The organism is Azospirillum sp. UENF 312511 (assembly GCF_058780635.1).
This window is the reverse complement of the sequence record NZ_JBSNCG010000001.1, coordinates 1,229,234-1,253,848: the sequence shown is the minus strand read 5'-3', so window position 1 is coordinate 1,253,848 and position 24,615 is coordinate 1,229,234. Positions and strand designations below refer to the sequence as shown.

Below are 24,615 nucleotides of genomic sequence, written 5' to 3'. Positions count from 1 at the left end.
AACGGGACTGGTTTACGAATGCTGTATTTTCCGCGCTGGAAGATTTTTCTGATCGTCGCGATCTGCGTGCTCGGGACCATCCTCACGCTGCCGAACTTTCTCAGCCGTGAGACGTTGTCGGCCCTGCCGAACTGGTACGCGCACAACCGGGTCAACCTCGGCCTCGATCTGCGCGGCGGATCGCACCTGCTGCTTGAGGTGGACATGGGCGCGGTCATCCGTGACCGCGTCGAAGGCTTGGTCGATTCGGCGCGCACCCAGCTGCGCAACGACAATGTCGGCTACACGGCGATCAACCCGGGCGACCGCGGCATCACCGTGCAGCTCCGCGACCCGGCGCAGGCCGACACGGCGGTGCGGTCGCTGCGCCAGCTCGCCAACACCATCGGTGGTGGACCCCTCGGCGGCGGCCAGCCGGACCTGGAGGTCACCGCCAGCGGCGGCAGCGTCACCGCCCGGCTCAGCGAGATCGCCCTGCGCGAGCGCGCCACCCAGGCCATCGAGCAGTCCATCGAGATCGTGCGGCGCCGCATCGACGAGACCGGCGTCAACGAGCCGACCATCGCCCGCCAGGGCGCCGACCGCATCCTGGTCCAGCTTCCCGGCGTCGAGGACCCGGACCGCGTGAAGCGGCTGCTCGGCACCACCGCGAAGATGACCTTCCGTCTGGTCGACATGAACGCCGACCCGAGCGCCGGCCGCGCCCCTCCGGGCACCGACATCCTGCCCTCGGCGGAAGGCGGGCGGGCGCAGAGCGCCTACGTCATCCGCAAGAAGGTCGAGGTGGACGGCGCCAACCTGACCAACGCCACCGCGGGCAGCAACCCGCAGACCGGCGAGTGGGTGGTCAATTTCGAATTCGACAGCATCGGCGCCCGCCGCTTCGCCGACGTGACCCGCGCCAACGTCGGCCGGCCCTTCGCCATCGTGCTCGACAACAAGGTCATCAGCGCTCCGGTGATCCGCGAGCCGATCACCGGCGGACGCGGCCAGATTAGCGGCAGCTTCACCGCTGCCGACGCCAACGACCTCGCCGTGCTGCTGCGCGCCGGCGCGCTGCCGGCTCCGCTGAAGGTGATCGAGGAGCGCACGGTCGGCCCCGACCTCGGCGCCGATTCGATCCGCGCCGGCCTGATGGCGGTGGGCATCGGCTTCGTGCTGGTCTGCACCTACATGATCGCCGCTTACGGCCTGTTCGGGGCCTTCGCCTGCTTCGCCCTGCTGGTCAACACCGTCCTGACGCTGGCCGCGCTGTCGCTGCTCCAGGCGACGCTGACGCTGCCGGGCATCGCCGGCATCCTGCTGTCGCTCGGTCTGGCGGTCGACGCCAACATCCTGATCAACGAGCGTGTCCGCGAGGAGACCAAGAAGGGCCGCGGCGTCTTCGGCTCGGTCGAGGCCGGCTTCAGCCGCGCCTACTCCACCATCGTGGACGCCAACCTGACCACCGCCATCAAGATGGCCATCCTGTTCGTGCTGGGCACCGGCGCGATCAAGGGCTTCGCCGTCACCATCACCTTCGGCATCCTGATTTCGCTGTTCACGGCTACCGTGCTCGTGCGTCTCATGATGGTCAGTTGGCTGCGCAAGACGCGGCCGGCCGCCCTGCCGGTGTAAGAGGTCATTCCCATGTTCCGGCTTCGTCTGGTCCCTGACAACACCAACATCCAGTTCATGCGCGGGCGACACGCCGGCCTGATCGTGTCGGCGTTCCTGTCGATCGCGTCGGTGGTGCTGTTCTTCTATCCCGGCCTGAACTACGGCATCGACTTCCGCGGCGGCATCGTCATCGAGGCGCGCACGCCGCAGGCCGCCGACTTCGCCTCGCTGCGCCACACGCTGAACCAGCTCAACATGGGGCAGGTGCAGTTGCAGGAGTTCGGCTCGCCCCAGGACGTGCTGATCCGGCTGGAGCGCCAGCCGGGCGACGACGCGGCCCAGCAGGTGGCCGCCGACAAGGTGAGGGCCACGCTCGCCCAGGAGATTCCCGGCACCACGGTGCGCCGCGTCGAGGCGGTCGGCGCGTCGGTCAGCGGCGAGCTGTTCTTCAACGGCATGCTGGCGCTCGGTCTCGCGCTGCTGGCGATGCTCGTCTACATCTGGTTCCGCTTCGAATGGCAGTTCGGGTTGGGCGCCATCGTGACGCTGCTGCTGGACGTGACGAAGGTGGTCGGCTTCTACGCGATCACCGGGATGCAGTTCAACCTGACGGCCATCGCGGCGATCCTGACGATCATGGGCTACTCGACCAACGACAAGGTCGTGGTCTATGACCGCATGCGCGAGAATCTGCGCATCTACAAGAAGATGCCGCTGCGCGAGCTGATCGACCGTTCGATCAACGAGACCCTGAACCGCACGCTGGGCACCTCCATGTCGACGCTGCTGTCGATCCTGCCGCTGGCCTTCTTCGGCGGCGAGGCGTTGCAGGACTTCGGCATCGTGCTGATCTTCGGCATTTTCCTGGCGACCTCCTCGTCCATCTTCATCGCCGCCCCCATCTTGCTGTTCCTGGGCGAGAACCGGCTGCGCCGCAACGCGCCGGCGGAGAACGCGGCCCCGGCCGCCAACCCGACGCCCTGATCGGCCAAGCAAGGACCGGCGAGAACAGGAACGGATCAGAGATGGCGGACATCACGCCGATCATCCCGTCGGACCGTCAGGTCATCGACGGCTACGGAGACGGGCAGTTCTGCGTGTCCGGGCAATGGCGCACCGGCGCGGTTGTGGTCCTTCCCGACCGCACGGAGCCCTGGCGCCCCCAGGACTTCGCCGCACTGACGGCGGATGACTTCGCCCAGATCATCGCGGCGGAGCCGCGAGTGGAGTTCCTTTTGCTGGGCTCAGGCGCCCGGATGCAGCTTTTGCCCAAGGCGCTGCGCCAGAGCCTGCGCGACGCCGGGCTGGTGGTTGAGGTGATGGACACCGGGGCCGCCTGCCGCACCTACAACGTCCTGCTGGCCGAAGGCCGGCGGGTGGGGGCGGCACTGTTGCCGGTGTGATCCGGGTCGGAAGCCCGACCGGAAGAGACCAACAAAAAAGGCCCCCGATTGGGGGCCTTTTCCGTTCTGGCGATCCGGTAGAGGATCAGGCCGGGGCCTTCGACAGGCGCTCGGCCACGAATTCCCAGTTCACCAGGCTCTCCAGGAACGCCTTCACGAAGTCCGCGCGGCGGTTCTGGTAGTCGACGTAGTAGGCGTGCTCCCACACGTCGGCGGTCAGCAGCGGGAAGTGGCCCTGGGCCAGCGGGGTGTCGGCGTTGGAGGTCTTGGTGACCTTCAGCTTGCCGCCGTCGATGTACAGCCACGCCCAGCCCGAGCCGAACTGGGTGATGGCGGCGTTCGAGAATTCTTCCTTGAACTTGTCGACGCTGCCGAAGTCGGCGATCAGGCGCTTCTCAAGCTCGCCCGGGATGGCGCCGCCACCGTTCTTCTTCATGCTCTGCCAGTAGAAGGTGTGGTTCCACACCTGACCGGCGTTGTTGAACAGGCCCTGCTTGGAGGCGTCGCCGTAGCTCTGCTTGATGACGTCTTCCAGGCTGGCGTCGGCCAGCGGGCTGTCCTTCGTCAGGTTGTTCAGGTTGGTGACGTAGGTCTGGTGGTGCTTGTCGTGGTGCAGGTGCAGCGTCTCCGACGACATGAACGGCTGCAGAGCATCATAGCCATACGGGAGCGGCGGCAGTTCGAACGCCATTGAGTTACCCTCTCTTCTTGGATTGTCCCATCTCGGCCCGCGCCTTGCGGCACGGCACCTCCGTCCGCTCAAATAGGCCCGCGGCGCGGCAAAGTGAAGGCTGGAAAAAGGCCGAGGCGCGAAAAGGTGGTAATCCTTGCGTTCAGGACCGCGCGTGCGGCGAACTCGCCGGAGCGCACCGCACCTTCGAGTGTTGCTGGAAGCCCCATCTTCGTCCAATCGCCGGCCAGAACGAGGTTTTTCAAAGCGGTTCGGGCATCGGGGCGATTCGCCGCATGGACAGGGGACTGGTCCGGAGTCGCCCGGCGCTCCTTGATGATTCGGTGGGGTGGCAGAGCCATGCCGGGCGCGCCGAGCGCCTTCGCCACGTCGCGCCACAGGGTGGCGGCGACCGCTTCGGCGGGCTGACCGGCGAGCGCGTCGGCGTCGCTGACCGTCACCGACAGCACGTCGCTGCGCCGGAACAGCCAGTCCGCCGTGCCGCCCACCAGTCCCAGGAAGGGCAGGCCGCCCGGCAGGTTGATCGGGGCGGGCAGCCGGAAGTGGGCGTTGACGATGGCCCGCCCGGCGGCCGGGGGGAAACGGGCAGCGCCTCGGGAAGCAGGCGCGCGGCGATCCAGGCGGGCACCGCCAGGACCACCGTGTCGTCGTTGCCAAGCGCGATGCGCTCCCCATCCACCGACAGGGCGGCCACACGATCACCGGCGCGTTCCAGCCCGTCCACACGCACTCCGGTGCGCAGCTCGGCGCCGTGCCGTTCCAGCCACGCCACCGCCGGATCAACCAGGGCGGCGGACAGACCCTTCTCCGCGAACAGCGGGCGGCAGGCGGCCTCGCCGCGCAGCAGCGTTTCCCGCAGCACGGCCCCGAACAGGCGGGCGGACACCCGCTCCGGTGCCCCGTTCATCACCGACACGGCCAGCGGGCGCCACAGCCGGTCATAGAGCGGCCCGCCGGGGGGCAGCGCGTCGGCCACCGCCGCCTCGGGGCGGGCGGTCAGGGTCCGTAGGGCGGCGAGGTAATCGGCGGGGTGGCTTCCCGGCACACGACGCGCTTTGTCGAACAGCCACAGCCCGCCGGGCCGCAGGCACCAGCGCTCCCCGGTGGTCAGGTCGAGGAAGGGAAAGGCGGCGGGGCGCAGCTCGGTCAGGGCGCCGCCGGCGCCGACCCGCTCCAGATAGCCGAGCAGGGAGCGGTTGCCGCTGAGCGCCAGATGGCTGCCGTTGTCCACCACGCGGTCCAGCGTGGCGTCGTAAAAGGAGCGGCAGCGCCCCCCGGCCTGCGGCGCGCTCTCGTGCAGGATGACCCGCCGCCCGGCCTCGGTCAGGCGGACGGCGGCGGACAGGCCGGCAAGGCCGGCGCCAACGATGTGGACGGTGCCCAAGCCGGCCCGTCAGGCGGCGGGCGGATAGCCGAGCGCGCAGCGCACGGCCACCAGGGCGCATTCGCGCTTGCCGACCCGCACCCGCTGGTCGAGGTCGCGCCAGCCCCGGGCGCGCAGCCGCACCAGCAGCCGGTGGTACAGCACCATCATGGCGACCGCCGCCCACAGCGAGCCGCGCCGTCCGGCGGACTGCCCCTCGGCAAGCGCCCGCCGCGCTTCGGCGAAGCGCTCCTCGGCCAAAACCGCCAGCGCCTCGCAGGTCTGGGGCAGGTTGGGGTGGGCGAGCACCGTGGCGGGGTCGGAGCTGCCGATGCCAGCCTCGTCGAGCAACTCGCGCGGCAGATAGAGCCGCCCGATCTCCGCGTCCTCCGTCAGGTCGCGCAGGATGTTGGTCAGCTGCAACGCCTCGCCCAACGCCAGAGCGAAGGCCTCGGTGGAGGCGTCCGCCCGGTCGAACACGCGGATCGCCAGCATGCCCACCGCGCCGGCGACGCGGCGGCAATAGAGCCGCAGGGTCGGCAGCGCCGGGCCGGTCATGCCCCCGCTGTTGCCGGCCCCTTTGCCGTCGTCCGCCGGGATGTCCATCGCCATGCCGTCGATCAGCGCTTCCAGCTCGCCACGCGGCAGGCCGTAGCGTTCGATGGCGCCCTTCAACGCCGCTCCCAGCGAGCTGGACGGTGCGCCGCCGGCATAGAGGCCGCGGATCTCGGTCCTCCAGGCGTCGAGCGCCGCGCGCTTCTCCGCGGGTTCGCCGGGCTCGTCCGCGATGTCGTCGATTCGCCGGCAGAAGGCGTAGATGGCGAACATCGCCGCCCGCTTTGAGCGGGGGAGAAGCAGCATCGGCCAGTAGAAGGTGCTGCCCGACCGTCCGGTCACCGCCGCCGCCGCGGCAGCCGGGCTGCCGGCGGTGTCGCTCTGCGTCGAATCCAGCGATGGCTGCGGCATACGTCGGTCCTGCGTGGTGTCGGTCGAAGAGGCTGGAGTCTATTTGCTCCCGATGGCGCGCGCCAGCCCGCGTGCGGTGGCGAACAGTTTATGATGCGTGCCGAGCACCACCCGCTTCTTCAGCGGGTCGCGGCTGCGCAGCCGCTGCGCCAGCGATTCGGCGAGGCTGAGGATCACCGAGGCTTCCATCCGCAACCCGCGGTGCTGGATCAGGCCGGGCAGGGGGGCGGCGCGCTCCAGCAGCCGGTCGGTGTGCTCCAGCGTGCGGTCGAAGATGGCGCGCAGCTTGGCGTCGCTCTCCGTCTCGACCAGCCGCTCGACGCTGATCGCCGAATCGTCGAACCAGACCAGCGGGATGTAGCAGCGCCCGAGCTGGCTCCAGTCCTCCCGGCAGTCCTGAAGGTGGTTCAGCACCTGCAGGGCGGTGCACAGCGCGTCCGACGCCGGCCCGGCGGCCACGCCCTCGCCATGCAGGTCCAGCAGGTAGCGCCCGACCGGGTTGGCGGAGAAGCGGCAGTAGAGCAGCAGGTCACTCCAGCTGTGGCAGCGCGCGCCCACCGCGTCGCGCCGGAAGGCGCGCAGCACCTGCCGGGGGTGGCGGTCGCTGACGCCGGTCGCCTGCAGGCTGGCGCGCAGGTCCAGCGCCGGCTTCAGATAGGCGTGCTTGGCCTGCCCGGTGGTCAGCGAGCGTTCCAGCGCCTCCAGATAGGCGAGCTTGGTCTCCGGTTCGAGATCGGGATCGTCGGCGATGTCGTCGCCCAGCCGGACGAACCGGTAGAAGGCCATGACATGTGGCCTGAGATGCTTCGGCAACAGGCGCGAGGCGACCGGAAAATTCTCCGAGTCCGCGTCCTTGCGGGCGACCGGGCTGGGTTTGCGGGGCTTGGTGGGGGCGACGTTGAAATCGGCCATTGTTCCGCCTGCTGCGCGTCGGGGCTGGTGTGGAAAGCCTGTGTGCCTAATATAAGGCGCAAGCGGGCTTTGCCCCGCTTCCAAACTGTGCCACCCCCATTTTTCCAGAACAGGCATCACATGGCGAAGGCGACCCCCGACCTGTCCTATTGCGGACGGGAGGTGAGGAAATATGACAACGATCGTTTCCTGACGTGCCTTTTCGCCCCGGCGGAGCGCCGCGAATCGCTGTTCGCCCTCTACGCCTTCAACCTGGAGATCGCCAAGACCCGCGAGGTGGTGACCGAGCCGGTGCTGGGCCAGATGCGGCTGCAATTCTGGCGCGACGGGCTGGACAAGATCTACGAGGGCGCCGCCGTGCCCAAGCACGCGGTGATGGAACCGCTGGCCGCTGCCGTGCGGGAGGGCGGGTTGAGCCGCGCCCTGTTCGACCGGCTGATCGACGCGCGGGAGGCCGACCTGGACGACACCCCGCCGGCCAACCTGTCCTGCCTCGTCAACTACGCGGAGGTCACCGGCGCACCGCTCGTCCAGCTCGCGCTGGAGATCCTCGGCGCGAAGGGGCCCGAGGCGATGGAGGCCGGGCGTCAGGCCGGGATCGGCTACGCGCTGGCCGGCATCGTCCGGGCGGTGCCCTTCCACGCCCGCCAGCACCGCCAGCTTCTCCCCGCCGACCGCATGGCGGCGCACGGCGCCAAGCCGGGCGACTTGTTCGAGCTGCGCTCCACCCCCGAGCTGCGCCCGGTGGCGCGCGAGGTGGCGGAGGCCGCCCGCGACCATCTGGCGAAGGCCCGCGCGCTGCGCCGCTCCGTGCCGCGCGCCGCTCTGTCGGCCCTGCTGCCGGCGGTGCTGGCCGGGCTGCATCTGGACGCGCTGGCGCGGGAGGGCAACGACCCCTTCGCCGCGCGCGTGCTGATGCCCCACCCGCTGCGCCACGCCAAGCTGGCCTGGGCGGCGCTGCGCGGGCGATTCTGACCCCTGTCGGTCAGGCGGCGCGGATCATCGCCACGAACCGCTCCACCTCCTGGCGGAGCTGGTCGGACTCACGCGACAGGTCGCCGGCCGCGTTGAGCGCTTGATCGGCCATCGAGCCGGTGGAGCCCGCCGCCTGGGTCACGCCGCCGATGTTCACCGACACGGCGGCGGTTCCCATCGACGCCTGCTGGACGTTGCGGCTGATCTCCTGGGTGGCGGCGCCCTGCTGCTCCGCGGCGGCGGCGATGGCGGTGATCGTCTCGTTGATGGCGATGATGCTCCGCCCAACCGCCTGGATCACGCCGACCACCGTGCCGCTGACGGTCTGCATGTCGGCGATCTGCCGGGAAATATCCTCCGTCGCCTTGGCGGTCTGGTTGGCGAGATTCTTCACCTCGCTGGCGACGACGGCGAAGCCCTTGCCGGCCTCGCCGGCGCGGGCGGCCTCGATGGTGGCGTTGAGCGCCAGAAGGTTGGTCTGCCCGGCGATGCCCTGGATCAGATTCACCACGTCGCCGATCTTCTGCGCGGCTGTGGCCAGCCCTTCCAGCGTGCTGTTGGTGCGCTCCACCTCGGCGACCGCCTCCGTGGCCATCTGGGAGGAGCGGCCGATCCGCTCGTTGATCTCGCGGATGGAGCAGCTCAGCTCCTCCGTGGCGGCAGCCACCGTCTGGACGTTCTGGCTGGCCTCCTCGGCGGCGGTGGACACGGCGGCGGCCTGACGGTCAGTCTGGGCGGCGATGGCCGACAGGCTCTGTGCGGTGCTGCGCATCTCGCCCGCCTGTTCCGACACGTTGCGCACGACCCCACCCACCGACGCCTCGAACCGGCTGGCGACGTCGGCGAGGTCGCGCTTGCGGCGTTCGGCGGCGCGCTGCTCCTCGCGGTGGCGTTCCTCCTCCAATTCCGCCATGCGGGCGGTGTTGTCCTGGAAGAGCTTCAGGGCCTTGTTGATGGCGCCGATTTCGTCGGTGCGGCCGGTGTCGGTGATGACCACCCCACGCTCCCCGGCGACCACGGCATCCAGCGTCGCGATGGTGCGACGCAGCGGCAGGCCGACGATGCTGCGGCTGGCGAACAGAAGTGCTGACACCAGGGCGGCCAGCAGGACCAGCCCGCCGATGATGGTGGCGTTGCGCAGTTCCCGGACCGGGGCGTTGATCTTGTCGAGCGGCAGGTTGACCAGAAGGGACCAGGGCGTTTCCGTTCCCGCGACCGTCACCGGCAGGAACAGCTGCTTCACGGGCTGCCCATCGGCGACCGCCGTCTGCTCGAAACTCCGGCCCGCGCGGATGGCCGGCTTGGCGGCGTCGAGCGCCGGGTCCGATGCGCCGATCGGTTGCCCCATCCGCTCGCTGTCGGGATGGCCGGCCCAGACGCCGTCGTTGGAAATCAGGTGGATGGACCCGCTGTCGAAGGGCTTCACCGTCTTCAGCATGGACCAGATGCCCTCGGTGGACAAATCGATGCCGGCCACCCCGATGACCCGGCCGTTTTCGACGATCGGGACGGACATGGACACCATCAGCACCTTCCGGCCGGCGACCGTGTAGCTGTAGGGCTCCACCACCATGGCGTGCCCGGTGCGTTTCGGGATCTGATAATAGGCGCCGTCGGAACCCGGATCGTCATAGCCGACGAGGGACTCCAGCGCGACCGTCCCCGACCCGCGGTTCCAATAGGGAAGGAACCGGCCGGACGCGTCGGAGCCCGGCTTGTTGGCGAACTCCCCGTCGCGGCCGTCCAGGGCGTTCGGCTCCATCCCCACCCACACGCCGAGGAAATCCGGGTTGGCCTCGGCGATGCTCTTGAGCCAAGTGGAGAGCTGCTCCCGGTCGGCGCGGCCCGTGGCCTTCAGACCGACCAGGGAGGTCGCGATGAAGCGGCCGGCCTCCATCGCGGTGCCCAGCCGGGCGTGCACCATCTCGCCGTAGCGGTGGCCAAGCTGCTCACCGCTCTGGAACGCCAGGGTTTCGATATCGGACCCGCTCTTGGTGGTCAGGGCCGCAATTCCCACCGCCAGGGAAACGATCGTCACCATCACGATGACGATCACCTGTTTGGCAACCAATGATTTTGTTTTAATCATAACCATCCCGTTGGAAGACTTTCCCGCTCTTTCGAAAGAAAGTGTTCCACGGAGATGGTTAAGCCTCACTTATGATCTTTATTATGGTTCCGTAACATTTTCACTGGAAACACCGCCCTTCAGGCTGTGACGCCGGGCGCGGTGGCCAGCCAGCCGCCCAGATCCTCCAGGGCGCGGCGGGTGTAGGCCAGCTTGCGGTCGCGCCCGCGGATGCGCTCGTCCACCGGCGGGAACAGGCCGAAATTGACGTTCATCGGCTGGTAGGTGTCGGCGTTGGCGCCGCCGGTGATGTGGCCGAGGATCGCCCCCAGCGCGGTGGTGACCGGCGGGGCGGACGGCTCGCCGCCCAGCCGCTCGGCGGCGGCGAAGCGCCCGGCCAGCAGGCCGACGGCGGCGCTTTCCACATAGCCCTCGCAGCCGGTGACCTGCCCGGCGAAGCGGATGCGCGGCTGCGCCTTCAGCCGCAGCGCGCCGTCGAGCAGGCGCGGGCTGTTCAGGAAGGTGTTGCGGTGCAGGCCGCCCAGCCGCGCGAACTCCGCCTTTTCCAGGCCGGGGATCATGCGGAAGATGCGCGCCTGCTCGGCGTGGCGCAGCTTGGTCTGGAAGCCGACGAGGTTGTAGAGCGTGCCGAGCGCGTTGTCCTGACGAAGCTGGACAACCGCGTAGGGGCGGCGTTCCGGCTTGTGCGGGTTGGTCAGGCCGACCGGCTTCATCGGGCCGTAGCGCAGCGTGTCGACGCCGCGCTCCGCCATCACCTCGATGGGCAGACAGCCTTCGAAGTAAGGCGTGCTTTTCTCCCACTCCTTGAAGTCCACCTTATCGGCAGTCAGCAGCGCGTCGATGAAGGCGCGGTACTCGTCCTTCTCAAAGGCGCAGTTGATATAGTCCTTGCCGGTGCCGCCGGGGCCGGGCTTGTCGTAGCGCGACTGGAACCAGGCCTTGGACAGGTCCACGCTCTCCAGATAGACGATGGGAGCGATGGCATCGAAGAAGGCCAGCGATTCCTCGCCGGTAAAGCTGCGGATCGCCTCGGCCAGCGGCGGGGAGGTGAGGGGGCCGGTGGCGATGACGACGCTGTCCCACGCCTCCGGTGGCAGGCCGGCGACCTCGCCGCGTTCCACGGTGATGAGCGGGTGTCCGGTGATCGCCTCGGTCACGGCGCCCGCGAAGCCGTCGCGGTCCATGGCCAGGGCGCCGCCCGCCGGCACCTTGTGCGCATCGGCGCAGCGCAGGATCAGCGAACCGCAGCGCCGCATCTCCTCGTGCAGCAGCCCGACGGCGTTGTACTCCGCGTCGTCCGACCGGAAGGAGTTGGAGCAGACCAGTTCGGCGAGCTGGTCGGTGCTGTGCGCCTCGGTCGGGCGGACGGGCCGCATCTCGTGTAGCACGACGGGAACGCCGCGTTGTGCGAGCTGCCAAGCGGCTTCGGAGCCGGCGAGACCGCCGCCAATGACGTGAACGGGGGAAAGGGACGTGTCGACCATATCAGCAACTTTCACAAAGTTGCCGAACAAGTAGACCGTCATTGTCGCTACGGCAAGGCCAACCCAAACCACGGCGCGGAATCGCGACCAGCGGTGACTTACTGGGCGGCGAGCTTCTGCTTCAGCCCGTCGAAGCCGGAGGTGAAGATGCCGGAGATCACCTTGCGCGATTCCTCGTCGCTGGCGCCGTTGGAGGTGTAGCGCGCCTTCCACACGACGCGCGTGCCCTTGCCCGCCGGTTCGGCCGACAGGGAGGCCGCGTAGTCCTTGACCGGCAGCGGGCTGGTCAGGATCGAATAGCGGATGCGGTGGCTGCTGGCGGAGGAGGAGAGCAGCCGCTCCTCGATCGCGCCGCCGCCCTTGAGGGCCAGCACGCGCTCCTGCGCGCCGTCCTTCCGGCGCAGGGTGCAGCTTTCCACCGCCGGGTGCCAAGTGCCGAGGTTGCAGAAGGGGCCGATCTGCTGCCAGACCTTTTCGACCGGGTAGGGCAAGGTGGTCGATTCCGTGACCTCGACGGCCAGGGCCGGGCTTGCCAGCGCGATCATGGCGGCCGTGATCGCGAACAGGGTACGCATGGGGTTCCCTCCGTTGTTCGGCTGTTCCGGCGCGCTTCATTGGGCGCGCCTCGAAATCCTAGCCGAGCGGGGAGGGATTGAAACTTGTACGTTGGTAGGACGAACAGTGGAGGGACCGGCAAGACAACGGCCGGTCCCGCCTGTGCGGAGCCGGCCGTTTCATTTGGGAGCGAAACGAAAAGCCCTTATTCGCTCTTGGTCGTCGTCGTGCGCTCGGTGGTGGTCGAGCCGCCGGTCGGCGGGGTGGTCAGGCTGGAGTTGCCGTAGTTGGGCGAGGTGGTCGTGGTGGTGGTCGTGGTGCTGGTGGACTCGTCGGTCCCGCAGGCGCTGACCAGCAGGGCCGCGCCGAAGGCCAGCGCCACACCGGACATCATGGTCCTGGACATGCTCCGTCTCCATCCTGTTTGGCGAACGATGAAGAGGAAACACCCCCGCTGCCGCTTTGTTTCCAGGGCAAAAATCGGCCATAAGAAAAAGGCCGGGGGTAACCCCCGCCCATCTTCATGCCCTCTTCCGGCTTTTCGGCTTCGCCTTCAGGTAGGGGGCCAGATACTGGCCGGTGTAACTCCGTTTGACCTTCACCACGTCTTCCGGGGTGCCCTCCGCGACGATCTCGCCGCCGCCGGTGCCGCCTTCGGGGCCGAGGTCGATGATCCAGTCGGCGGTCTTGATGACCTCCAGATTGTGCTCGATCACCAGCACCGTGTTGCCCTGGTCGACCAGCGCGTGGAGCACCTCCATCAGCTTCTCGACGTCGGCGAAATGCAGGCCGGTGGTCGGCTCGTCGAGGATGTAGAGGGTGCGGCCGGTGGCGCGGCGGCTCAGCTCCTTGGACAGCTTCACCCGCTGCGCCTCGCCGCCGGACAGAGTCGTGGCGGGCTGGCCGATGTGGATGTAGCCGAGACCCACCCGCTCCAACGTCTCCATCTTGTCGCGGATGCCCGGCACGGCCTTGAAGAACTCCTTGCCCTCCTCGACCGTCATGTCGAGCACGTCGGCGATGGTCTTGTCGCGGTAGGTGACTTCCAGCGTCTCGCGGTTGTAGCGCTTGCCGTGGCAGACGTCGCAGGTGACGTAGACGTCGGGCAGGAAGTGCATCTCGATCTTGATGACGCCGTCGCCCTGGCACGCCTCGCAGCGCCCGCCCTTCACGTTGAAGGAGAAGCGGCCGGGGCCGTAGCCGCGGGCCTTGGCCTCCGGCAGGCCGGCGAACCAGTCGCGGATCGGGGTGAAGGCGCCGGTGTAGGTGGCCGGGTTGGAGCGCGGGGTGCGGCCGATCGGAGACTGGTCGATGTCGATGACCTTGTCGAGATTCTCCAGCCCCAGCAGTTCGTCATGCTCCGCCGGATGCTCGCGCGCGCCCATCAGCTTGCGCGCCACCGCCTTGTAGAGCGTCTCGATGATCAGGGTGGACTTGCCGCCGCCCGACACGCCGGTCACGCAGGTGAAGGTGCCCATCGGGATGCGCGCCGAAACGTTCTGAAGGTTGTTGGCGCGCGCCCCCTTCACCTCCAGGAACTGGCCCTTGTGGCCGGGGCGCCGCTGGTCCGGCACCGGCACGAAGCGGGTGCCGTTGAGGAATTGGGCGGTGACACTGTCGGGGTTGGCCTGAACCTCCGCCGGGGTGCCCTGGGCGATCACGGTGCCGCCGTGCTGGCCGGCGCCGGGGCCCATATCCACCAGATAGTCGGCGGTGCGGATGGCGTCCTCGTCATGCTCGACCACGATCACGGTGTTGCCGAGGTCGCGCAGCCGCTTCAGCGTCGCCAGCAGCCGGTCGTTGTCGCGCTGGTGCAGGCCGATCGACGGCTCGTCCAGCACGTAGAGCACGCCGGTCAGGCCGGACCCGATCTGCGAGGCGAGGCGGATGCGCTGGCTCTCGCCGCCGGACAGCGACCCGGAGCCGCGGCTGAGCGTCAGGTATTCCAATCCCACGGCATTGAGGAAGCCCAGCCGCTCGTTGATCTCCTTGAGGATTCGGTAGGCGATCTCCTTGTCCTTCGGGCGCAGATGGTCGTTCAGCGTGCTGAACCACGTCGCCGCGTCGGCGATGGACATTTCCGCGGCCTGGGAGATGTGCTGGCCGTGCACCTTGACCGCCAGCGCCTCCGGCTTCAGGCGGGCGCCCTTGCAGGTCTCGCAAGGCTGGGAGGACTGGTACTTGGACAGCTCCTCCCGCATGTAGGCGCTTTCCGTCTCGCGGTAGCGGCGCTCCAGGTTGTTGACGATGCCCTCGAAGGCCTTGTTCGTCTGGTAGCTGCGCAGCCCGTCGTCGTAGGTCATCGTGATCGGCGCGCCGTCGGAGCCGTAGAGGATGGTCTGGCGGACCTTCTCCGGCAGCTTTTCCCACGGCGTGTCCATGGCGACGCCAAAATGCTGGGCGATGCTCTCCAGCGTCTGCACGTAATATTGGGAGGAGGAGCCGGCCCAGGGGGCGATGGCGCCCTTCTTCAGCGACAGCCGCTCGTCCGGAACGACCAGCATGGGGTCGAAGTAGATCTTGCTGCCCAGCCCGTCGCAGGCCGGGCAGGCGCCGAACGGGTTGTTGAAGGAGAACAGCCGCGGCTCGATCTCCGGGATGGTGAATCCGGACACCGGGCAGGCGAATTTCTGCGAGAAGACGGTCTGCTCGTGCGACTCGGCGTTCTCGACGAAGATGATCCCGTCGGCAAGGCCGAGCGCCGTTTCCAGCGAATCGGCGAGCCGGTTGCCCAGCCCTTCGCGGACGACGATGCGGTCCACCACCACGTCGATGTCGTGCTTCAGCTTCTTGTTGAGCGCCGGGACCTCGTCGATCTCATGCATCGTGCCGTCGACGCGCACGCGCTGGAAGCCGCGCTTGCGGAGGTCCTGGATTTCCTTCTTGTACTCGCCCTTGCGGCCGCGGATGAGCGGCGCCAGCAGCAGCAGGCGCGTGCCCTCCGGCATCGCCAGGATGCGGTCGACCATCTGGCTGACCGTCTGGCTCTCGATGGGCAGGCCGGTGGCCGGGGAGTAGGGGATGCCGACCCGCGCCCACAACAGGCGCATGTAGTCGTAGATCTCCGTCACCGTGCCGACGGTGGAGCGCGGGTTCTTCGACGTCGTCTTCTGCTCGATGGAGATGGCCGGCGACAGCCCCTCGATCGAGTCGACGTCCGGCTTCTGCATCAGTTCCAGGAACTGGCGCGCGTAGGCCGACAGGCTCTCGACGTAGCGCCGCTGGCCCTCCGCGTAGATCGTGTCGAACGCCAGCGATGACTTGCCCGATCCCGACAAGCCGGTGATGACGATCAGCTCGTCCCGAGGCAGATCGACATCGACGTTCTTGAGGTTGTGCTCCCGCGCGCCGCGGACACTGATGTGCTTGTTCATGGAGTGTTCTTAGCCGAAACCGGTGGGGAAGGGAAGACGCCTGAGACGGTTCAAAAGCCCGGACAGATATGTGCCACGCGCAGGCGACTTGCCACCGGTGCGCGTCCCTTTCCGGCCTTGCGGGACCCAGGGTCGCGGTGCGGGAATGCCAGGGAGCCGACGATGGGGAACCACCAAGGAATATGTTGGCGGCACGGACTCTCTCTGCTATGTTTGTTCATGGAGTGTTCTCTTCCGTGCGGGCTGGGCGGGTTGATCCGGATGGAAGGGGCAAGGCGCTCCGGCGGCGGCGGTTGACCCGTGCCTGTTCCCCGTGCTTTGTGAAGCGCAAGGCGGGGCGGGCATGGACCGGACCACGGATCAAACCGGCCCTGCGAACAGACACCCCCGGTATCCGGACGCCCTTCCGCCGGGCGCCCGAACGGGTCGGATGGGATACCGGGAACCCGCGCTAGGAGACACGTGCGATGAATGTATGGACGTTTACGGGGCGCCTCGGCGCGGATGGCGAGCTTCGCTCCACGCAGAGCGGCGAAAAGGTTCTGGGCTTCCGCGTCGCCAACGACGTCGGCTTCGGCGACCGCAAGACCACCCAGTGGGTGGATTGCTCCATCTGGGGCCGCCGTGCGGAGGCTCTGGCGCAGCACCTGACCAAGGGCAAGGCCGTGGTCATCTCCGGCGAGGTGACGCTTCGCGAGTTCGAGAAGCGCGACGGCACCCGCGGCGCCGGCCTGTCCGTGCGTGTCGCCGAGATCGACTTCACCGGCGGCCGTGAAGGCGAAGGCGGCGGTGGTGGCGGTTACGGCGGTGGTGGTGGTGGCGGCTACGAGTCGCGTGGCGGCGGTGGTGGCGGTGGCTACGGCGGCGGCAGCAGCGGCGGTGGCGGCTACGGTGGTGGCGGTGGCGGCCGCAGCGGCGGTGGTGCTCCGCCCAAGCACGACGATCTGGACGACGAAATCCCGTTCTGACCACCCGGATGATCGTGAGGGAGGGGGCTTTCCCCCTCCCGTCCGCCATCGGCCGCAGGCTTGTCGTCGCGTAACCTGCGCAGGCCGGGCTTGACGGGGGATGCCCGCCAACCGAGATTCCACGGCGAGCGTCCGTCGTGATCCAGGAGCAGCCATGGCCCCCCAGCGCCGTCACATCCTGCGTGCCCTTGCCGCCGTCGCGGTCGGTGGTGGCGCCGCGACCCTGTCGGGTCCTGCCGCGGCGTTCCGCGTGATTCCGAACGACGATCTGAAGGGCGTGTTGAACGAGGGCTGCGGCGCTACTGCCTACCATCGCCGGATGATCGACGAGGCGGTTCAGGCGGCCGGCGTCTCGCTGACGGAGGAGCAGCGCAACACGCTGCTTTCCCAGATGTCCTGCCCGACCTGCCGTTGCCCGCTCAACCAGATCGACAATCCCGCGGCCGGCCTGCGCTTCTGAGGGGCCTTCGGGGCTCTTCACGACGCCGGGCGCGACCAGCAACCAGATCCTTCAGCCCGTGCGGGATGCGCGTGCGGTCGCCCCAACGCACGGCGATCCCGGCGGCGCGGCATTCCGCCGCCAACTCCCGGCCATTCTCGTAGCGGTGCTGGTCGAGCAGTGGCCAGCCGTCCAACCCGCGGTAATCGAACGGGCGCCCGTCGAGGACGTCCCGGAACCCGTCGAAGAAGCGTGGATGCAGGACCACCGGCTTCGCCTCCCGCCAGGAGCGCGCCCCGTAGAAGCGGTTGTTGGTCACCCCGCTCATTGAAGCGATCCCGGACTGGCGCCCGTAGGGGTGTCCAGAACGGCCCGGCCCAAGCGGTCGAGCAGAGCCGCCGTCGCGCTTGGGCCATGCAGGGCGGCGAGCCGGTCCACCGATTCGACCATCATTGCCCAGGCGACCAACCGGTCCGGCACGCCCTCGCGCCGTCCTTCGGCCCACAGCGAACGCACCAAGTCCAGCGCCGCTTCGAAGCCTGCCGGAACGCCCGGCGCATCCACATCCTCGATCATCATTCCCCCGTTGCCGCATGTCGCCAAACAGCTCCGGGTGTATGTAACGTTATATCATAACATTTAAAAGATCAAAGCATGCCCGTCGGCCAGACCTTGCGGCCCCGTCATGGGGTGCTTCGCATGGTCTGGCCGAAGGAGGGATCAGCGCGGGGCCGTGGCGCGGTTCCAGTTGGTGGCATCCGCCGGATCGCCGGGCAGGGGAGCGAGGGCCGGAGCCATCGCAGCGGGCGTGGCGAACAAGGCGTCGAACTGGTCCGCGCTCATGCCGGTGAGGACGAGCGCCTGCCGCTCTTCCGAATAGCGCAGCTGCCCGGAATCCAGCGTCACGTGGCGTTTCACCGGATGGACCGGCGCGCCGCTCGCCACCACGAGTTGGACCGGTTCGCGGGCCGGAGTTAGGACGACGTCCTCGACCGAACCCAGGATGCGGTTCTCGGGAATGGACTGCACCGTCAGCCCGACCAGTTCCAGGGGCGACATCTGCGCCATGGGCCGTTGCGCAGCGCCGGTCTCCGCACAGGCGCCGAGCGCCGCCAGGGCGCAGACGGCGAGCAGCCGGGTGGCGGGGCGGGGGGTGAGGCGTCGATGGTTCATGCGTGGCTCCTCCGTCGCGTGGGCAAGGCTATAACGCGGCAGCGGAGCGGAGGGGCAGCGGACCGGAGCGGAAAAGGGCGCGGCCAGCCGCGGCCACGCCCCTTGCGCCATCGGGCCCCCATGCCCGCGGTACTTCCTTCAGGTGAGTTTACCGGTCAGGTGAAGACATAGTCGCGACCGGACAGCAGCCCGACGGTATCCACGGTCAGCGACGAACCGTCCCGGAACCCGAAGGCCGTGCTGGTGGCGGTGGTGGAGACGGTCAGGTCGGCGGCGGAGAAGCCGCGGAACTCGATGCGGTCGATTCCCGCTTCGAAATAGCTGATGTCGTCGGTGCCGAAGCCGCCCGGCGCCACGTCGAAGCGGAAGATGTCCGTCGCGCCGTCGCGGTAGCTGACCATATGGTCGTTGCCGGCACCGGGCAGGAAGATGTCGGACCCGTCGTCGCGCAGCGTGTCGATCAGCCAATCGTCGCCGGTTCCGCCGACCAAAGTGTCGTCGCCGCGCCCGCCCTTCACCGTGTCGTTGCCCGAACCGCCGTCCAGCCAGTCATTGCCGGCCCCGCCGAACAGCTGGTCGTCGCCCTGGCGCCCGTACATGCGGTCGTTGCCCGGATCGCCGGCGTAGGGATCGCCCAGCCAGTCGTTCCCAAGCCCACCATCCAGAAAATCGTTGCCGAGCCCCCCTGAGAGCGAGTCATTCCCTCCATTGCCATAGACCGTGTCGGCGGAGTCGGTGCCGAGATAGCGTTCGGCGGCGTTGGTTCCCGAAAACCTGGCCATGGTTGCCTCTCCTTAATGATTAACAAATCGTTAACATCAAGTTGAGGGGAGAGAAAGGTAAAAAAACACTTAACGCCCCGGTGCCAACTTTTGCCACGGTCCCTTTGGTCTTGTTGCCCATGTGTTTCGGTGTTGTTTCCAGATTCGAATCTTCGACTTTCGGCGGCTGGAGTCCGGACAAGGAAAAAGGCCGACGCTTCACAGCATCGGCCTTTCTTGAAACGACGTTCGCGCGGATTGCGCCGCGCCCGGCGCCTTACGCCTGGGTCGGCGTCGGCATGCCGGGAACCGGCTGATCCGCCGGTGGCGGCATCTCCGGAGGGGTGTCGGGATTCTCAGGCACCGGGTAGGGGTCCGGCGTGGTCGGACGGTCCGGCTGCGGGGTGTTCGGGTTGCTTGGCGGCGGCACCTCGGTAGGGCGTCCTGGGGTGGGGCGCTCCGGCGTCATGGGATCGCTCATACGGGCGTCTCTCTTGTGGTTGAAAAGCGTGGTGGGACGCGTCACTCGGCGGCGCGTTCGACAGCCCGGCCGCCGGCCTGGACGTCCTGCCCGGCCCCTTCGATCGTGTTGCAGCCGACGAGCAGCGCGGCGAAGGTCAGGACGAAGCTGGCGAGGGCAATCTGGCGGACGGGGAACGGCATGGAGCGGCTCATGATCCCGAACTCCTCAGTGGATGCTGTTGCTTCGTCAACGCGCCGCCGCGGGCGTTGGTTCCGGCCCATTCGGCGGATTTGCAACAGGGCGGAAGGACAATAAGCTGCCACTTGACGTGGTACGCCGCACGGTCAAGATGGCCGGTTCCGCCACCGGCGGTGACAACCGTACACAAGCGACCGACAGCCTTGATCATGCCCGACCACGCGATTCCCGCCCCTCTCCTGGCCGACCGTCTGCGCTCCCATGCCGGCGAATTGCTGCGGCTGGCCGCCCCGGTCATCGTCTCGCGCGCCGGTCTGGTCGTCATGATGGCGGTCGACACGGCCATCGTCGGCCGCTACAGCGCGCAGGAACTGGCCTATTACGGGCTGGCCCACCTGCCGGCCAATCTGCTGGTCACCACCGGCGTGGGGCTGATGATGGGCGTGGTGGCGGTGACCGCTCATGCCCTCGGCGCCGGCCAGGACGCCGAGTGCGGGCGCGTCTGGCGCCGGGCGATTCCCTACGCGCTGCTGCTCGGCATCCTCTTCGCCCTGGCCTCGCTGGCCGGCGAGTCCTTCTTCCGTCTGACCGGCCAGTCCGCGGATCTGGCGGCGGGCGGCGGGCAGGTGATGGCGGTGCTCGGCTACGGCATGCCGGGCATGATGCTGTACGTCGCCACCGGCTTCTTCCTGGAGGGGCTGAAGAGGCCCATTCCGGGCATGGTGGCGATGATCCTCGGCAATCTCCTGAACGCGCTGCTCGCCTGGATGCTGGTTTGGGGGCATGGCGGCTTTCCGGCTCTGGGGGCGGTCGGCTCGGCCTGGGCAACCACGGCGGTGCGCTGGGGGATGGGGCTCGGCCTCGTCTTCTACGCCTGGCACATGAGCGACCACGCCCGCTGGGCGGTGCGCGACCCGGTCCGCGACTGGTGGAGCGGCAGCCGCAAGCAGCGCCATCTCGGCTACGCCGCCGGGGTCAGCCTGGGCGTGGAAAGCGGTGCCTTCGCCACGCTGGGCCTGTTCGCCGGGATGATCTCGCCGCTGGCGCTGGGCGCCTACACGGTCGGGCTGAACCTGACGGCGCTGCCCTTCATGGCGGCGGTCGGGCTGGCCTCGGCCACCGCGGTGCGGGTGGGGGTGGCCTATGGCCGGCGCGACCCGCTGGACATGGCGCTGGCCGGCTGGACGGGGCTGGCCGTGACCAGCCTGATCCTGGCCGGAGTCGGGGTGCTCTACCGCTGGATGCCGGAGCCGCTGGCGGCGATCTACAGCGCCGACCCCCAGCTGATCGCCGCGGTGGCGCCGCTGATCGCCTTCACCGCTTGGGTCCTGGTGGCGGACGGCGGGCAGGTGGTCATGGCGAACGCTCTGCGCGGGCGCGGCGACGCCTGGGTCCCCACCGCGCTGCACTTCATCTCCTACGCGGTGGTGATGATTCCGGTGTCGGCCTTGCTCGCCTTCGGGTTGGACCGCGGCGCGCGTGGTCTTTTTGAGGGAATTTTGATCGCCAGTGTGGTATCCGTGACCATCCTTTCGCTGCGCTTCGCGCTGTTGAGCCGCCCTCGTCCCGCAAAGGCCGGAGGCCATTGACCTGCAAAGGCCAGAAATCGTGGGACTGTCGGAGCGTTGTGTGCACATGCGAAAGCTGATAGGAATTCTTATATTACATGCAGCGGCCCGAAGGGCCGTGCGGACATGCCCCGTTGAACCTTAAGTGTTGACCTTGAGCGTTGAACAGCAAGCGTTGAACACCGAGCATCGCCGCAGCCCGTAGAATGAGTTTGTCTCCTTGAGCACGACGCCCCTTCCTCCCGCCTCCGACATCGCGCCGGTCACCATCGAAGACGAGATGCGCCGGTCCTATCTCGATTACGCGATGAGCGTGATCGTGAGCCGCGCTCTGCCCGACGTCCGCGACGGGCTGAAGCCGGTGCACCGCCGCATCCTCTACGCGATGAAGGAGGGCGGGTACGATTCGACCAAGCCCTACAAGAAGTCGGCGCGCATCGTCGGCGACGTGATGGGTAAATACCACCCGCACGGCGACAGCGCGATCTACGACGCCATGGTCCGCATGGCGCAGGACTTCTCCATGCGCCTGCCGCTGATCGACGGGCAGGGCAACTTCGGCTCGATGGACGGCGACCCGGCGGCGGCCATGCGCTACACCGAGGCGCGGCTGGCCAAGGCGGCGGAGGCGCTGCTCGACGACATCGACAAGGACACCGTCGATTTCCAGGCCAACTACGACGATTCGGGCAAGGAGCCCACGGTCGTCCCGGCGCGCTTCCCGAACCTGCTGGTCAACGGTGCGGGCGGCATCGCCGTCGGCATGGCGACCAACATCCCCACCCACAATCTGAGTGAGGTGGTGGACGCCTGCTGCGCCTACATCGACAACAACAATGTCACCGACGAAGAGTTGATGGAGTTCGTGCCGGGCCCGGACTTCCCGACGGGCGGCATGATCCTCGGCCGGTCGGGCGTCCGCTCGGCTCTGATGACCGGGCGCGGCTCCGTCATCATCCGCGCCAAGACCGAGATCGAAGAGATCCGCAAGGACCGCTTCGCCATCGTGGCGACGGAGATCCCGTACCAGGTCAACAAGTCCAAGCTGATGGAGCGCATCGGCGAGGTCGTCAACGACAAGACGATCGAGGGCATCGCCGACCTGCGCGACGAGTCGGACCGCGACGGTGTCCGCGTGGTGATCGAGCTGAAGCGCGATGCCGTGCCCGACGTGGTGCTGGCCCAGCTGTTCCGCCACACCCAGCTCCAGACCTCCTTCGGCGTCAACATGCTGGCGCTGAACGGCGGCCGGCCGGAACTGATGAACTTGCGGCAGATCATCGCCGCTTTCGTCCGGTTCCGCGAGCAGGTCATCACCCGGCGCACCGAGTTCCTGCTGGGCAAGGCGCGCGAGCGCGCCCACACCTTGGTCGGTCTGGCCGTCGCCGTCGCCAATCTGGACGCCATGATCGCGCTGATCCGCAGCGCCCCGGACCCCGTTTGGGCGCGCGAGCAGATGATGGAGCGCGAGTGGCCGGCCATGGACGTCGCCCCGCTGATCGCGCTGATTGACGAGCCGGGCCGTGGCGTATCCGAGAACGGCACCTACCGCCTGTCGGAGGAGCAGGCCCGCGCCATCCTGGATCTGCGTCTGCACCGCCTGACCGGGCTGGAGCGCGACCGGATCGGCGCTGAGCTGAAGGACGTCACCGACCAGATCGCCGATTACCTGGAGACCCTGGCCAACCGCGCGAAGCTGCTGGGCATCCTCCGCGACGAGCTGGTGGAGATGAAGGAGCGGTTCGGCACCCCGCGCCGCACCGAGATCCAGGAGCTGGAGTTCGAGGCCGACATCGAGGACCTGATCCAGCGTGAGGACATGGTCGTCACGGTCAGCCAGTCCGGCTACGTGAAGCGCGTTCCGCTGTCCACCTATCGCGCGCAGAAGCGCGGCGGCAAGGGGCGGTCGGGCATGTCGATGAAGGCGGAGGACGCGGTCAGCGACCTGTTCGTCGCCAACACCCACACGCCGCTCCTGCTCTTCTCGTCGCGCGGCATGGTCTACAAGCTGAAGGTCTACCGCCTGCCGCTGGGCAACCCCCAGGCGCGCGGCAAGGCCTTTGTGAACCTGCTGCCGCTGATCGACGGCGAGACCATCACCACCGTCCTGCCGCTGCCCGAGGACGAGGCCGTGTGGGCGGACCTGCACGTCGTCTTCGCCACGTCGAAGGGCAACGTGCGGCGCAACCGCCTGTCGGATTTCGCCAACATCCGCTCCAACGGCCTGATTGCCATGAAGCTGGAGGAGGAGGGCGAACGTCTGATCGCCGTCCGCACCTGCTCCGAGGCCGACGACGTGCTCCTGGCCACCGGCGGCGGCAAGTGCATCCGCTTCGAGGTCGCCGACGTGCGCGTCTTCGCCGGCCGCACCTCGACCGGCGTGCGCGGCATCCGTCTGGCCGATGGCGACGAGGTCATCTCAATGACCACGCTCCACCACGTCGAGTTCCTCGCCCGAGGAGCGCGCCGCCTTCCTGAAGCGTAAGCGCGAGGAAGGCGTCGACATGGAGGGTGAGGCGGCGCCGGAGGCGGACGAGGTGTCGACCGAGTCCGTGACGCTCAGCACGGAGCGTTACGAGGAGCTGAAGGGCCTGGAGCAGTATGTGCTGACCGTGACCGAGCGCGGCTACGGCAAGCGGACCTCCTCCTACGAATACCGGGTGACCGGCCGCGGCGGCCAGGGCATCTGGAACATGGAGATGGGCGACCGCAACGGCTCCATCGTCGCTGCCTTCCCGGTGGAGGACTCGCATCAGGTGATGATGGTCACCAACGGCGGTCAGGTCATCCGCATGCCGATCCACGACGTGCGAATCGCGGGCCGCAAGACGCTGGGCGTCACGCTGTTCCGCGTCGGTGCGGACGAGCGTGTGGTGTCCGTCGCCTCCATCGCGGAGGACGAGGACACCAACGGGAACGGGACCAACGGAAACGGTGGCGATCCGAACGGCGGCGGGACGGCCTCCGTGGATGACACACCCGTGGACGATACGACTGCGAATGATGCCGGTCCTGGCGATACGCCCGGTGACACGATCGAATAAAAAGAGGCGGAAGGTACTCCCATGGCCAAGCGCCGCATCGGTGTCTATCCCGGCACCTTCGACCCGATCACCAACGGGCACATGGACATCATCCAGCGGGCCTCGCGTCTCGTCGATCATCTGATCGTCGGCGTGGCCCGCAACGCCGGCAAAGGCCCGCTTTTCTCGACGGACGAGCGGGTGGCGATGGTCCGGGAGGACGTGACCGCCCTGAACAACGCCGGGGCCAGCATCGAGGTGCGGGCCTTCGACACGCTGCTGATGCATTTCGCGGTGGAGGTGAACGCCACCGTGATCATCCGCGGCCTGCGGGCGGTTTCGGACTTCGAATACGAGTTCCAGATGGCGGGCATGAACGCCCGCCTGAACCCGAAGATCGAGACCATGTTCCTGATGGCCTCGGAGAAGAGCCAATTCATTTCCTCCCGCTTCGTCAAGGAGATCGGGCGTCTGGGCGGTGACATCCGCGGCTTCGTCAGCGGCCGTGTGGCCGACCATCTGGCCGAACGTTTCGCCCTGGAAGCCGGCAACGGCGACGCCAGCAAGCAGATCCAGACCCTCAAACAGTGACGGGCAAACAGTGACGGCGC

Annotated in this window: 24 protein-coding genes and 1 pseudogene; 9 read left to right on the top strand and 16 right to left on the bottom strand. The window is 68.0% G+C overall.

The genetic code is table 11. The features are described from left to right. The first annotated feature begins 18 nt into the window (after window positions 1–18). The 3 genes from secD to ACWPN7_RS05730 are packed head-to-tail and all read left to right on the top strand — an operon-like array spanning window position 19 to window position 3,002. Window positions 19–1,617: a protein translocase subunit SecD gene (secD, locus tag ACWPN7_RS05740; RefSeq protein WP_201043458.1), complete on the top strand. Its 1,599-nt coding sequence runs from the start codon at window positions 19–21 to the stop codon at window positions 1,615–1,617. Between the two features lie 12 nt (window positions 1,618–1,629). Continuing rightward, entirely contained in the window at window positions 1,630–2,583 is a 954-nt protein-coding gene (gene secF, locus ACWPN7_RS05735; protein WP_040134024.1) for a protein translocase subunit SecF, read from the top strand. A gap of 41 nt (window positions 2,584–2,624) precedes the next feature. Then, complete coding sequence (locus tag ACWPN7_RS05730; protein WP_040134025.1) at window positions 2,625–3,002, top strand: Mth938-like domain-containing protein; 378 nt, start codon at window positions 2,625–2,627, stop codon at window positions 3,000–3,002. An 85-nt stretch (window positions 3,003–3,087) separates the two neighbouring features. Here ACWPN7_RS05730 and ACWPN7_RS05725 read toward each other — a convergent pair whose 3' ends face one another. From ACWPN7_RS05725 to ACWPN7_RS05705, 5 genes are all read right to left on the bottom strand, one after another. Then, window positions 3,088–3,693: a superoxide dismutase gene (locus tag ACWPN7_RS05725; protein WP_014197280.1), complete on the bottom strand. Its 606-nt coding sequence runs from the start codon at window positions 3,691–3,693 to the stop codon at window positions 3,088–3,090. Between the two features lie 68 nt (window positions 3,694–3,761). Beyond that, a complete protein-coding gene (locus ACWPN7_RS05720) occupies window positions 3,762–4,142 on the bottom strand; it encodes an FAD-dependent oxidoreductase (RefSeq protein ID WP_492273156.1) in 381 nt (126 codons plus the stop codon). After that, on the bottom strand, window positions 4,130–5,077 hold the full coding sequence (locus ACWPN7_RS05715) for a hydroxysqualene dehydroxylase (RefSeq protein WP_492273155.1): 948 nt from the start codon (window positions 5,075–5,077) through the stop codon (window positions 4,130–4,132). Before ACWPN7_RS05715 ends, ACWPN7_RS05720 begins: the two co-directional genes overlap by 13 nt. Before the next feature lie 9 nt (window positions 5,078–5,086). Next, window positions 5,087–6,022: a presqualene diphosphate synthase HpnD gene (gene hpnD / locus ACWPN7_RS05710; protein WP_407824479.1), complete on the bottom strand. Its 936-nt coding sequence runs from the start codon at window positions 6,020–6,022 to the stop codon at window positions 5,087–5,089. A gap of 39 nt (window positions 6,023–6,061) precedes the next feature. After that, complete coding sequence (locus ACWPN7_RS05705; protein ID WP_014197277.1) at window positions 6,062–6,934, bottom strand: squalene/phytoene synthase family protein; 873 nt, start codon at window positions 6,932–6,934, stop codon at window positions 6,062–6,064. A gap of 120 nt (window positions 6,935–7,054) precedes the next feature. On the opposite strand from ACWPN7_RS05705, the gene ACWPN7_RS05700 reads away from it, so the two are divergent. Continuing rightward, window positions 7,055–7,909, top strand: coding sequence for a phytoene/squalene synthase family protein (locus ACWPN7_RS05700; protein ID WP_103039077.1), 855 nt, complete (start codon window positions 7,055–7,057; stop codon window positions 7,907–7,909). A gap of 10 nt (window positions 7,910–7,919) precedes the next feature. On the opposite strand, the gene ACWPN7_RS05695 is transcribed toward ACWPN7_RS05700, so the two are convergent. The 5 genes from ACWPN7_RS05695 to uvrA form a co-directional block, all read right to left on the bottom strand. Further along, window positions 7,920–9,950: a methyl-accepting chemotaxis protein gene (locus tag ACWPN7_RS05695; RefSeq protein ID WP_459198130.1), complete on the bottom strand. Its 2,031-nt coding sequence runs from the start codon at window positions 9,948–9,950 to the stop codon at window positions 7,920–7,922. A 167-nt stretch (window positions 9,951–10,117) separates the two neighbouring features. Beyond that, window positions 10,118–11,482 carry a methylenetetrahydrofolate--tRNA-(uracil(54)-C(5))-methyltransferase (FADH(2)-oxidizing) TrmFO gene (gene trmFO / locus ACWPN7_RS05690; RefSeq protein WP_459198131.1) on the bottom strand — a complete coding sequence of 455 codons (1,365 nt, stop codon included), beginning with the start codon at window positions 11,480–11,482 and terminating at the stop codon, window positions 10,118–10,120. Window positions 11,483–11,580: 98 nt separating this feature from the next. Beyond that, entirely contained in the window at window positions 11,581–12,057 is a 477-nt protein-coding gene (locus tag ACWPN7_RS05685; RefSeq protein ID WP_103039079.1) for an SRPBCC family protein, read from the bottom strand. Between the two features lie 185 nt (window positions 12,058–12,242). Continuing rightward, window positions 12,243–12,443, bottom strand: coding sequence for a hypothetical protein (locus tag ACWPN7_RS05680; protein WP_014197270.1), 201 nt, complete (start codon window positions 12,441–12,443; stop codon window positions 12,243–12,245). A 115-nt stretch (window positions 12,444–12,558) separates the two neighbouring features. Then, complete coding sequence (uvrA, locus tag ACWPN7_RS05675; RefSeq protein WP_349621130.1) at window positions 12,559–15,411, bottom strand: excinuclease ABC subunit UvrA; 2,853 nt, start codon at window positions 15,409–15,411, stop codon at window positions 12,559–12,561. Window positions 15,412–15,878: 467 nt separating this feature from the next. On the opposite strand from uvrA, the gene ACWPN7_RS05670 reads away from it, so the two are divergent. Next, entirely contained in the window at window positions 15,879–16,379 is a 501-nt protein-coding gene (locus ACWPN7_RS05670) for a single-stranded DNA-binding protein (protein ID WP_349621131.1), read from the top strand. A 154-nt stretch (window positions 16,380–16,533) separates the two neighbouring features. Then, on the top strand, window positions 16,534–16,839 hold the full coding sequence (locus ACWPN7_RS05665; protein ID WP_456531584.1) for a hypothetical protein: 306 nt from the start codon (window positions 16,534–16,536) through the stop codon (window positions 16,837–16,839). On the opposite strand, the gene ACWPN7_RS05660 is transcribed toward ACWPN7_RS05665, so the two are convergent. The 6 genes from ACWPN7_RS05660 to ACWPN7_RS05635 all read right to left on the bottom strand — a co-directional run bounded on the left by ACWPN7_RS05660 (window position 16,799) and on the right by ACWPN7_RS05635 (window position 19,427). After that, entirely contained in the window at window positions 16,799–17,146 is a 348-nt protein-coding gene (locus ACWPN7_RS05660; protein WP_456531583.1) for a hypothetical protein, read from the bottom strand. The genes ACWPN7_RS05665 and ACWPN7_RS05660 overlap by 41 nt on opposite strands. Further along, window positions 17,143–17,397, bottom strand: a complete 255-nt coding sequence (locus tag ACWPN7_RS05655; RefSeq protein ID WP_040134035.1) for a hypothetical protein — start codon at window positions 17,395–17,397, stop codon at window positions 17,143–17,145. The genes ACWPN7_RS05660 and ACWPN7_RS05655 overlap by 4 nt, the downstream gene beginning before the upstream one ends. Before the next feature lie 141 nt (window positions 17,398–17,538). Beyond that, on the bottom strand, window positions 17,539–17,991 hold the full coding sequence (locus tag ACWPN7_RS05650; RefSeq protein WP_051658188.1) for a hypothetical protein: 453 nt from the start codon (window positions 17,989–17,991) through the stop codon (window positions 17,539–17,541). 155 nt (window positions 17,992–18,146) lie between these two features. Then, window positions 18,147–18,773 carry a calcium-binding protein gene (locus ACWPN7_RS05645; RefSeq protein ID WP_040134036.1) on the bottom strand — a complete coding sequence of 209 codons (627 nt, stop codon included), beginning with the start codon at window positions 18,771–18,773 and terminating at the stop codon, window positions 18,147–18,149. Window positions 18,774–19,029: 256 nt separating this feature from the next. Continuing rightward, complete coding sequence (locus tag ACWPN7_RS05640; protein WP_081863106.1) at window positions 19,030–19,233, bottom strand: hypothetical protein; 204 nt, start codon at window positions 19,231–19,233, stop codon at window positions 19,030–19,032. A gap of 41 nt (window positions 19,234–19,274) precedes the next feature. After that, complete coding sequence (locus ACWPN7_RS05635) at window positions 19,275–19,427, bottom strand: entericidin A/B family lipoprotein (RefSeq protein ID WP_014197259.1); 153 nt, start codon at window positions 19,425–19,427, stop codon at window positions 19,275–19,277. A 195-nt stretch (window positions 19,428–19,622) separates the two neighbouring features. Here ACWPN7_RS05635 and ACWPN7_RS05630 point away from each other — a divergent pair, with 195 nt between their 5' ends. The 3 genes and pseudogenes from ACWPN7_RS05630 to coaD all read left to right on the top strand — a co-directional run bounded on the left by ACWPN7_RS05630 (window position 19,623) and on the right by coaD (window position 24,595). Then, window positions 19,623–21,002: an MATE family efflux transporter gene (locus ACWPN7_RS05630; protein ID WP_459198132.1), complete on the top strand. Its 1,380-nt coding sequence runs from the start codon at window positions 19,623–19,625 to the stop codon at window positions 21,000–21,002. Between the two features lie 199 nt (window positions 21,003–21,201). Further along, window positions 21,202–24,025 (top strand): annotated as a pseudogene (gyrA, locus tag ACWPN7_RS05625) (DNA gyrase subunit A). 21 nt (window positions 24,026–24,046) lie between these two features. After that, window positions 24,047–24,595 carry a pantetheine-phosphate adenylyltransferase gene (gene coaD, locus ACWPN7_RS05620; protein WP_014197255.1) on the top strand — a complete coding sequence of 183 codons (549 nt, stop codon included), beginning with the start codon at window positions 24,047–24,049 and terminating at the stop codon, window positions 24,593–24,595. The last annotated feature ends 20 nt before the right edge of the window (window positions 24,596–24,615 follow it).

Bases quoted from the DNA above. Each gene is read 5' to 3' on its own strand.
- secD (WP_201043458.1), top strand. From the start codon at position 19: ATGCTGTATTTTCCGCGCTGGAAGATTTTTCTGATCGTCGCGATCTGC.
- secF (WP_040134024.1), top strand. From the start codon at position 1,630: ATGTTCCGGCTTCGTCTGGTCCCTGACAACACCAACATCCAGTTCATG.
- ACWPN7_RS05730 (WP_040134025.1), top strand. From the start codon at position 2,625: ATGGCGGACATCACGCCGATCATCCCGTCGGACCGTCAGGTCATCGAC.
- ACWPN7_RS05725 (WP_014197280.1), bottom strand. From the start codon at position 3,693: ATGGCGTTCGAACTGCCGCCGCTCCCGTATGGCTATGATGCTCTGCAG.
- hpnD (WP_407824479.1), bottom strand. From the start codon at position 6,022: ATGCCGCAGCCATCGCTGGATTCGACGCAGAGCGACACCGCCGGCAGC.
- ACWPN7_RS05705 (WP_014197277.1), bottom strand. From the start codon at position 6,934: ATGGCCGATTTCAACGTCGCCCCCACCAAGCCCCGCAAACCCAGCCCG.
- ACWPN7_RS05700 (WP_103039077.1), top strand. From the start codon at position 7,055: ATGGCGAAGGCGACCCCCGACCTGTCCTATTGCGGACGGGAGGTGAGG.
- ACWPN7_RS05695 (WP_459198130.1), bottom strand. From the start codon at position 9,950: ATGGTGACGATCGTTTCCCTGGCGGTGGGAATTGCGGCCCTGACCACC.
- trmFO (WP_459198131.1), bottom strand. From the start codon at position 11,482: ATGGTCGACACGTCCCTTTCCCCCGTTCACGTCATTGGCGGCGGTCTC.
- ACWPN7_RS05685 (WP_103039079.1), bottom strand. From the start codon at position 12,057: ATGCGTACCCTGTTCGCGATCACGGCCGCCATGATCGCGCTGGCAAGC.
- ACWPN7_RS05680 (WP_014197270.1), bottom strand. From the start codon at position 12,443: ATGTCCAGGACCATGATGTCCGGTGTGGCGCTGGCCTTCGGCGCGGCC.
- uvrA (WP_349621130.1), bottom strand. From the start codon at position 15,411: ATGAACAAGCACATCAGTGTCCGCGGCGCGCGGGAGCACAACCTCAAG.
- ACWPN7_RS05670 (WP_349621131.1), top strand. From the start codon at position 15,879: ATGAATGTATGGACGTTTACGGGGCGCCTCGGCGCGGATGGCGAGCTT.
- ACWPN7_RS05665 (WP_456531584.1), top strand. From the start codon at position 16,534: ATGGCCCCCCAGCGCCGTCACATCCTGCGTGCCCTTGCCGCCGTCGCG.
- ACWPN7_RS05660 (WP_456531583.1), bottom strand. From the start codon at position 17,146: ATGAGCGGGGTGACCAACAACCGCTTCTACGGGGCGCGCTCCTGGCGG.
- ACWPN7_RS05655 (WP_040134035.1), bottom strand. From the start codon at position 17,397: ATGATGATCGAGGATGTGGATGCGCCGGGCGTTCCGGCAGGCTTCGAA.
- ACWPN7_RS05650 (WP_051658188.1), bottom strand. From the start codon at position 17,991: ATGAACCATCGACGCCTCACCCCCCGCCCCGCCACCCGGCTGCTCGCC.
- ACWPN7_RS05645 (WP_040134036.1), bottom strand. From the start codon at position 18,773: ATGGCCAGGTTTTCGGGAACCAACGCCGCCGAACGCTATCTCGGCACC.
- ACWPN7_RS05640 (WP_081863106.1), bottom strand. From the start codon at position 19,233: ATGAGCGATCCCATGACGCCGGAGCGCCCCACCCCAGGACGCCCTACC.
- ACWPN7_RS05635 (WP_014197259.1), bottom strand. From the start codon at position 19,427: ATGAGCCGCTCCATGCCGTTCCCCGTCCGCCAGATTGCCCTCGCCAGC.
- ACWPN7_RS05630 (WP_459198132.1), top strand. From the start codon at position 19,623: ATGCCCGACCACGCGATTCCCGCCCCTCTCCTGGCCGACCGTCTGCGC.
- coaD (WP_014197255.1), top strand. From the start codon at position 24,047: ATGGCCAAGCGCCGCATCGGTGTCTATCCCGGCACCTTCGACCCGATC.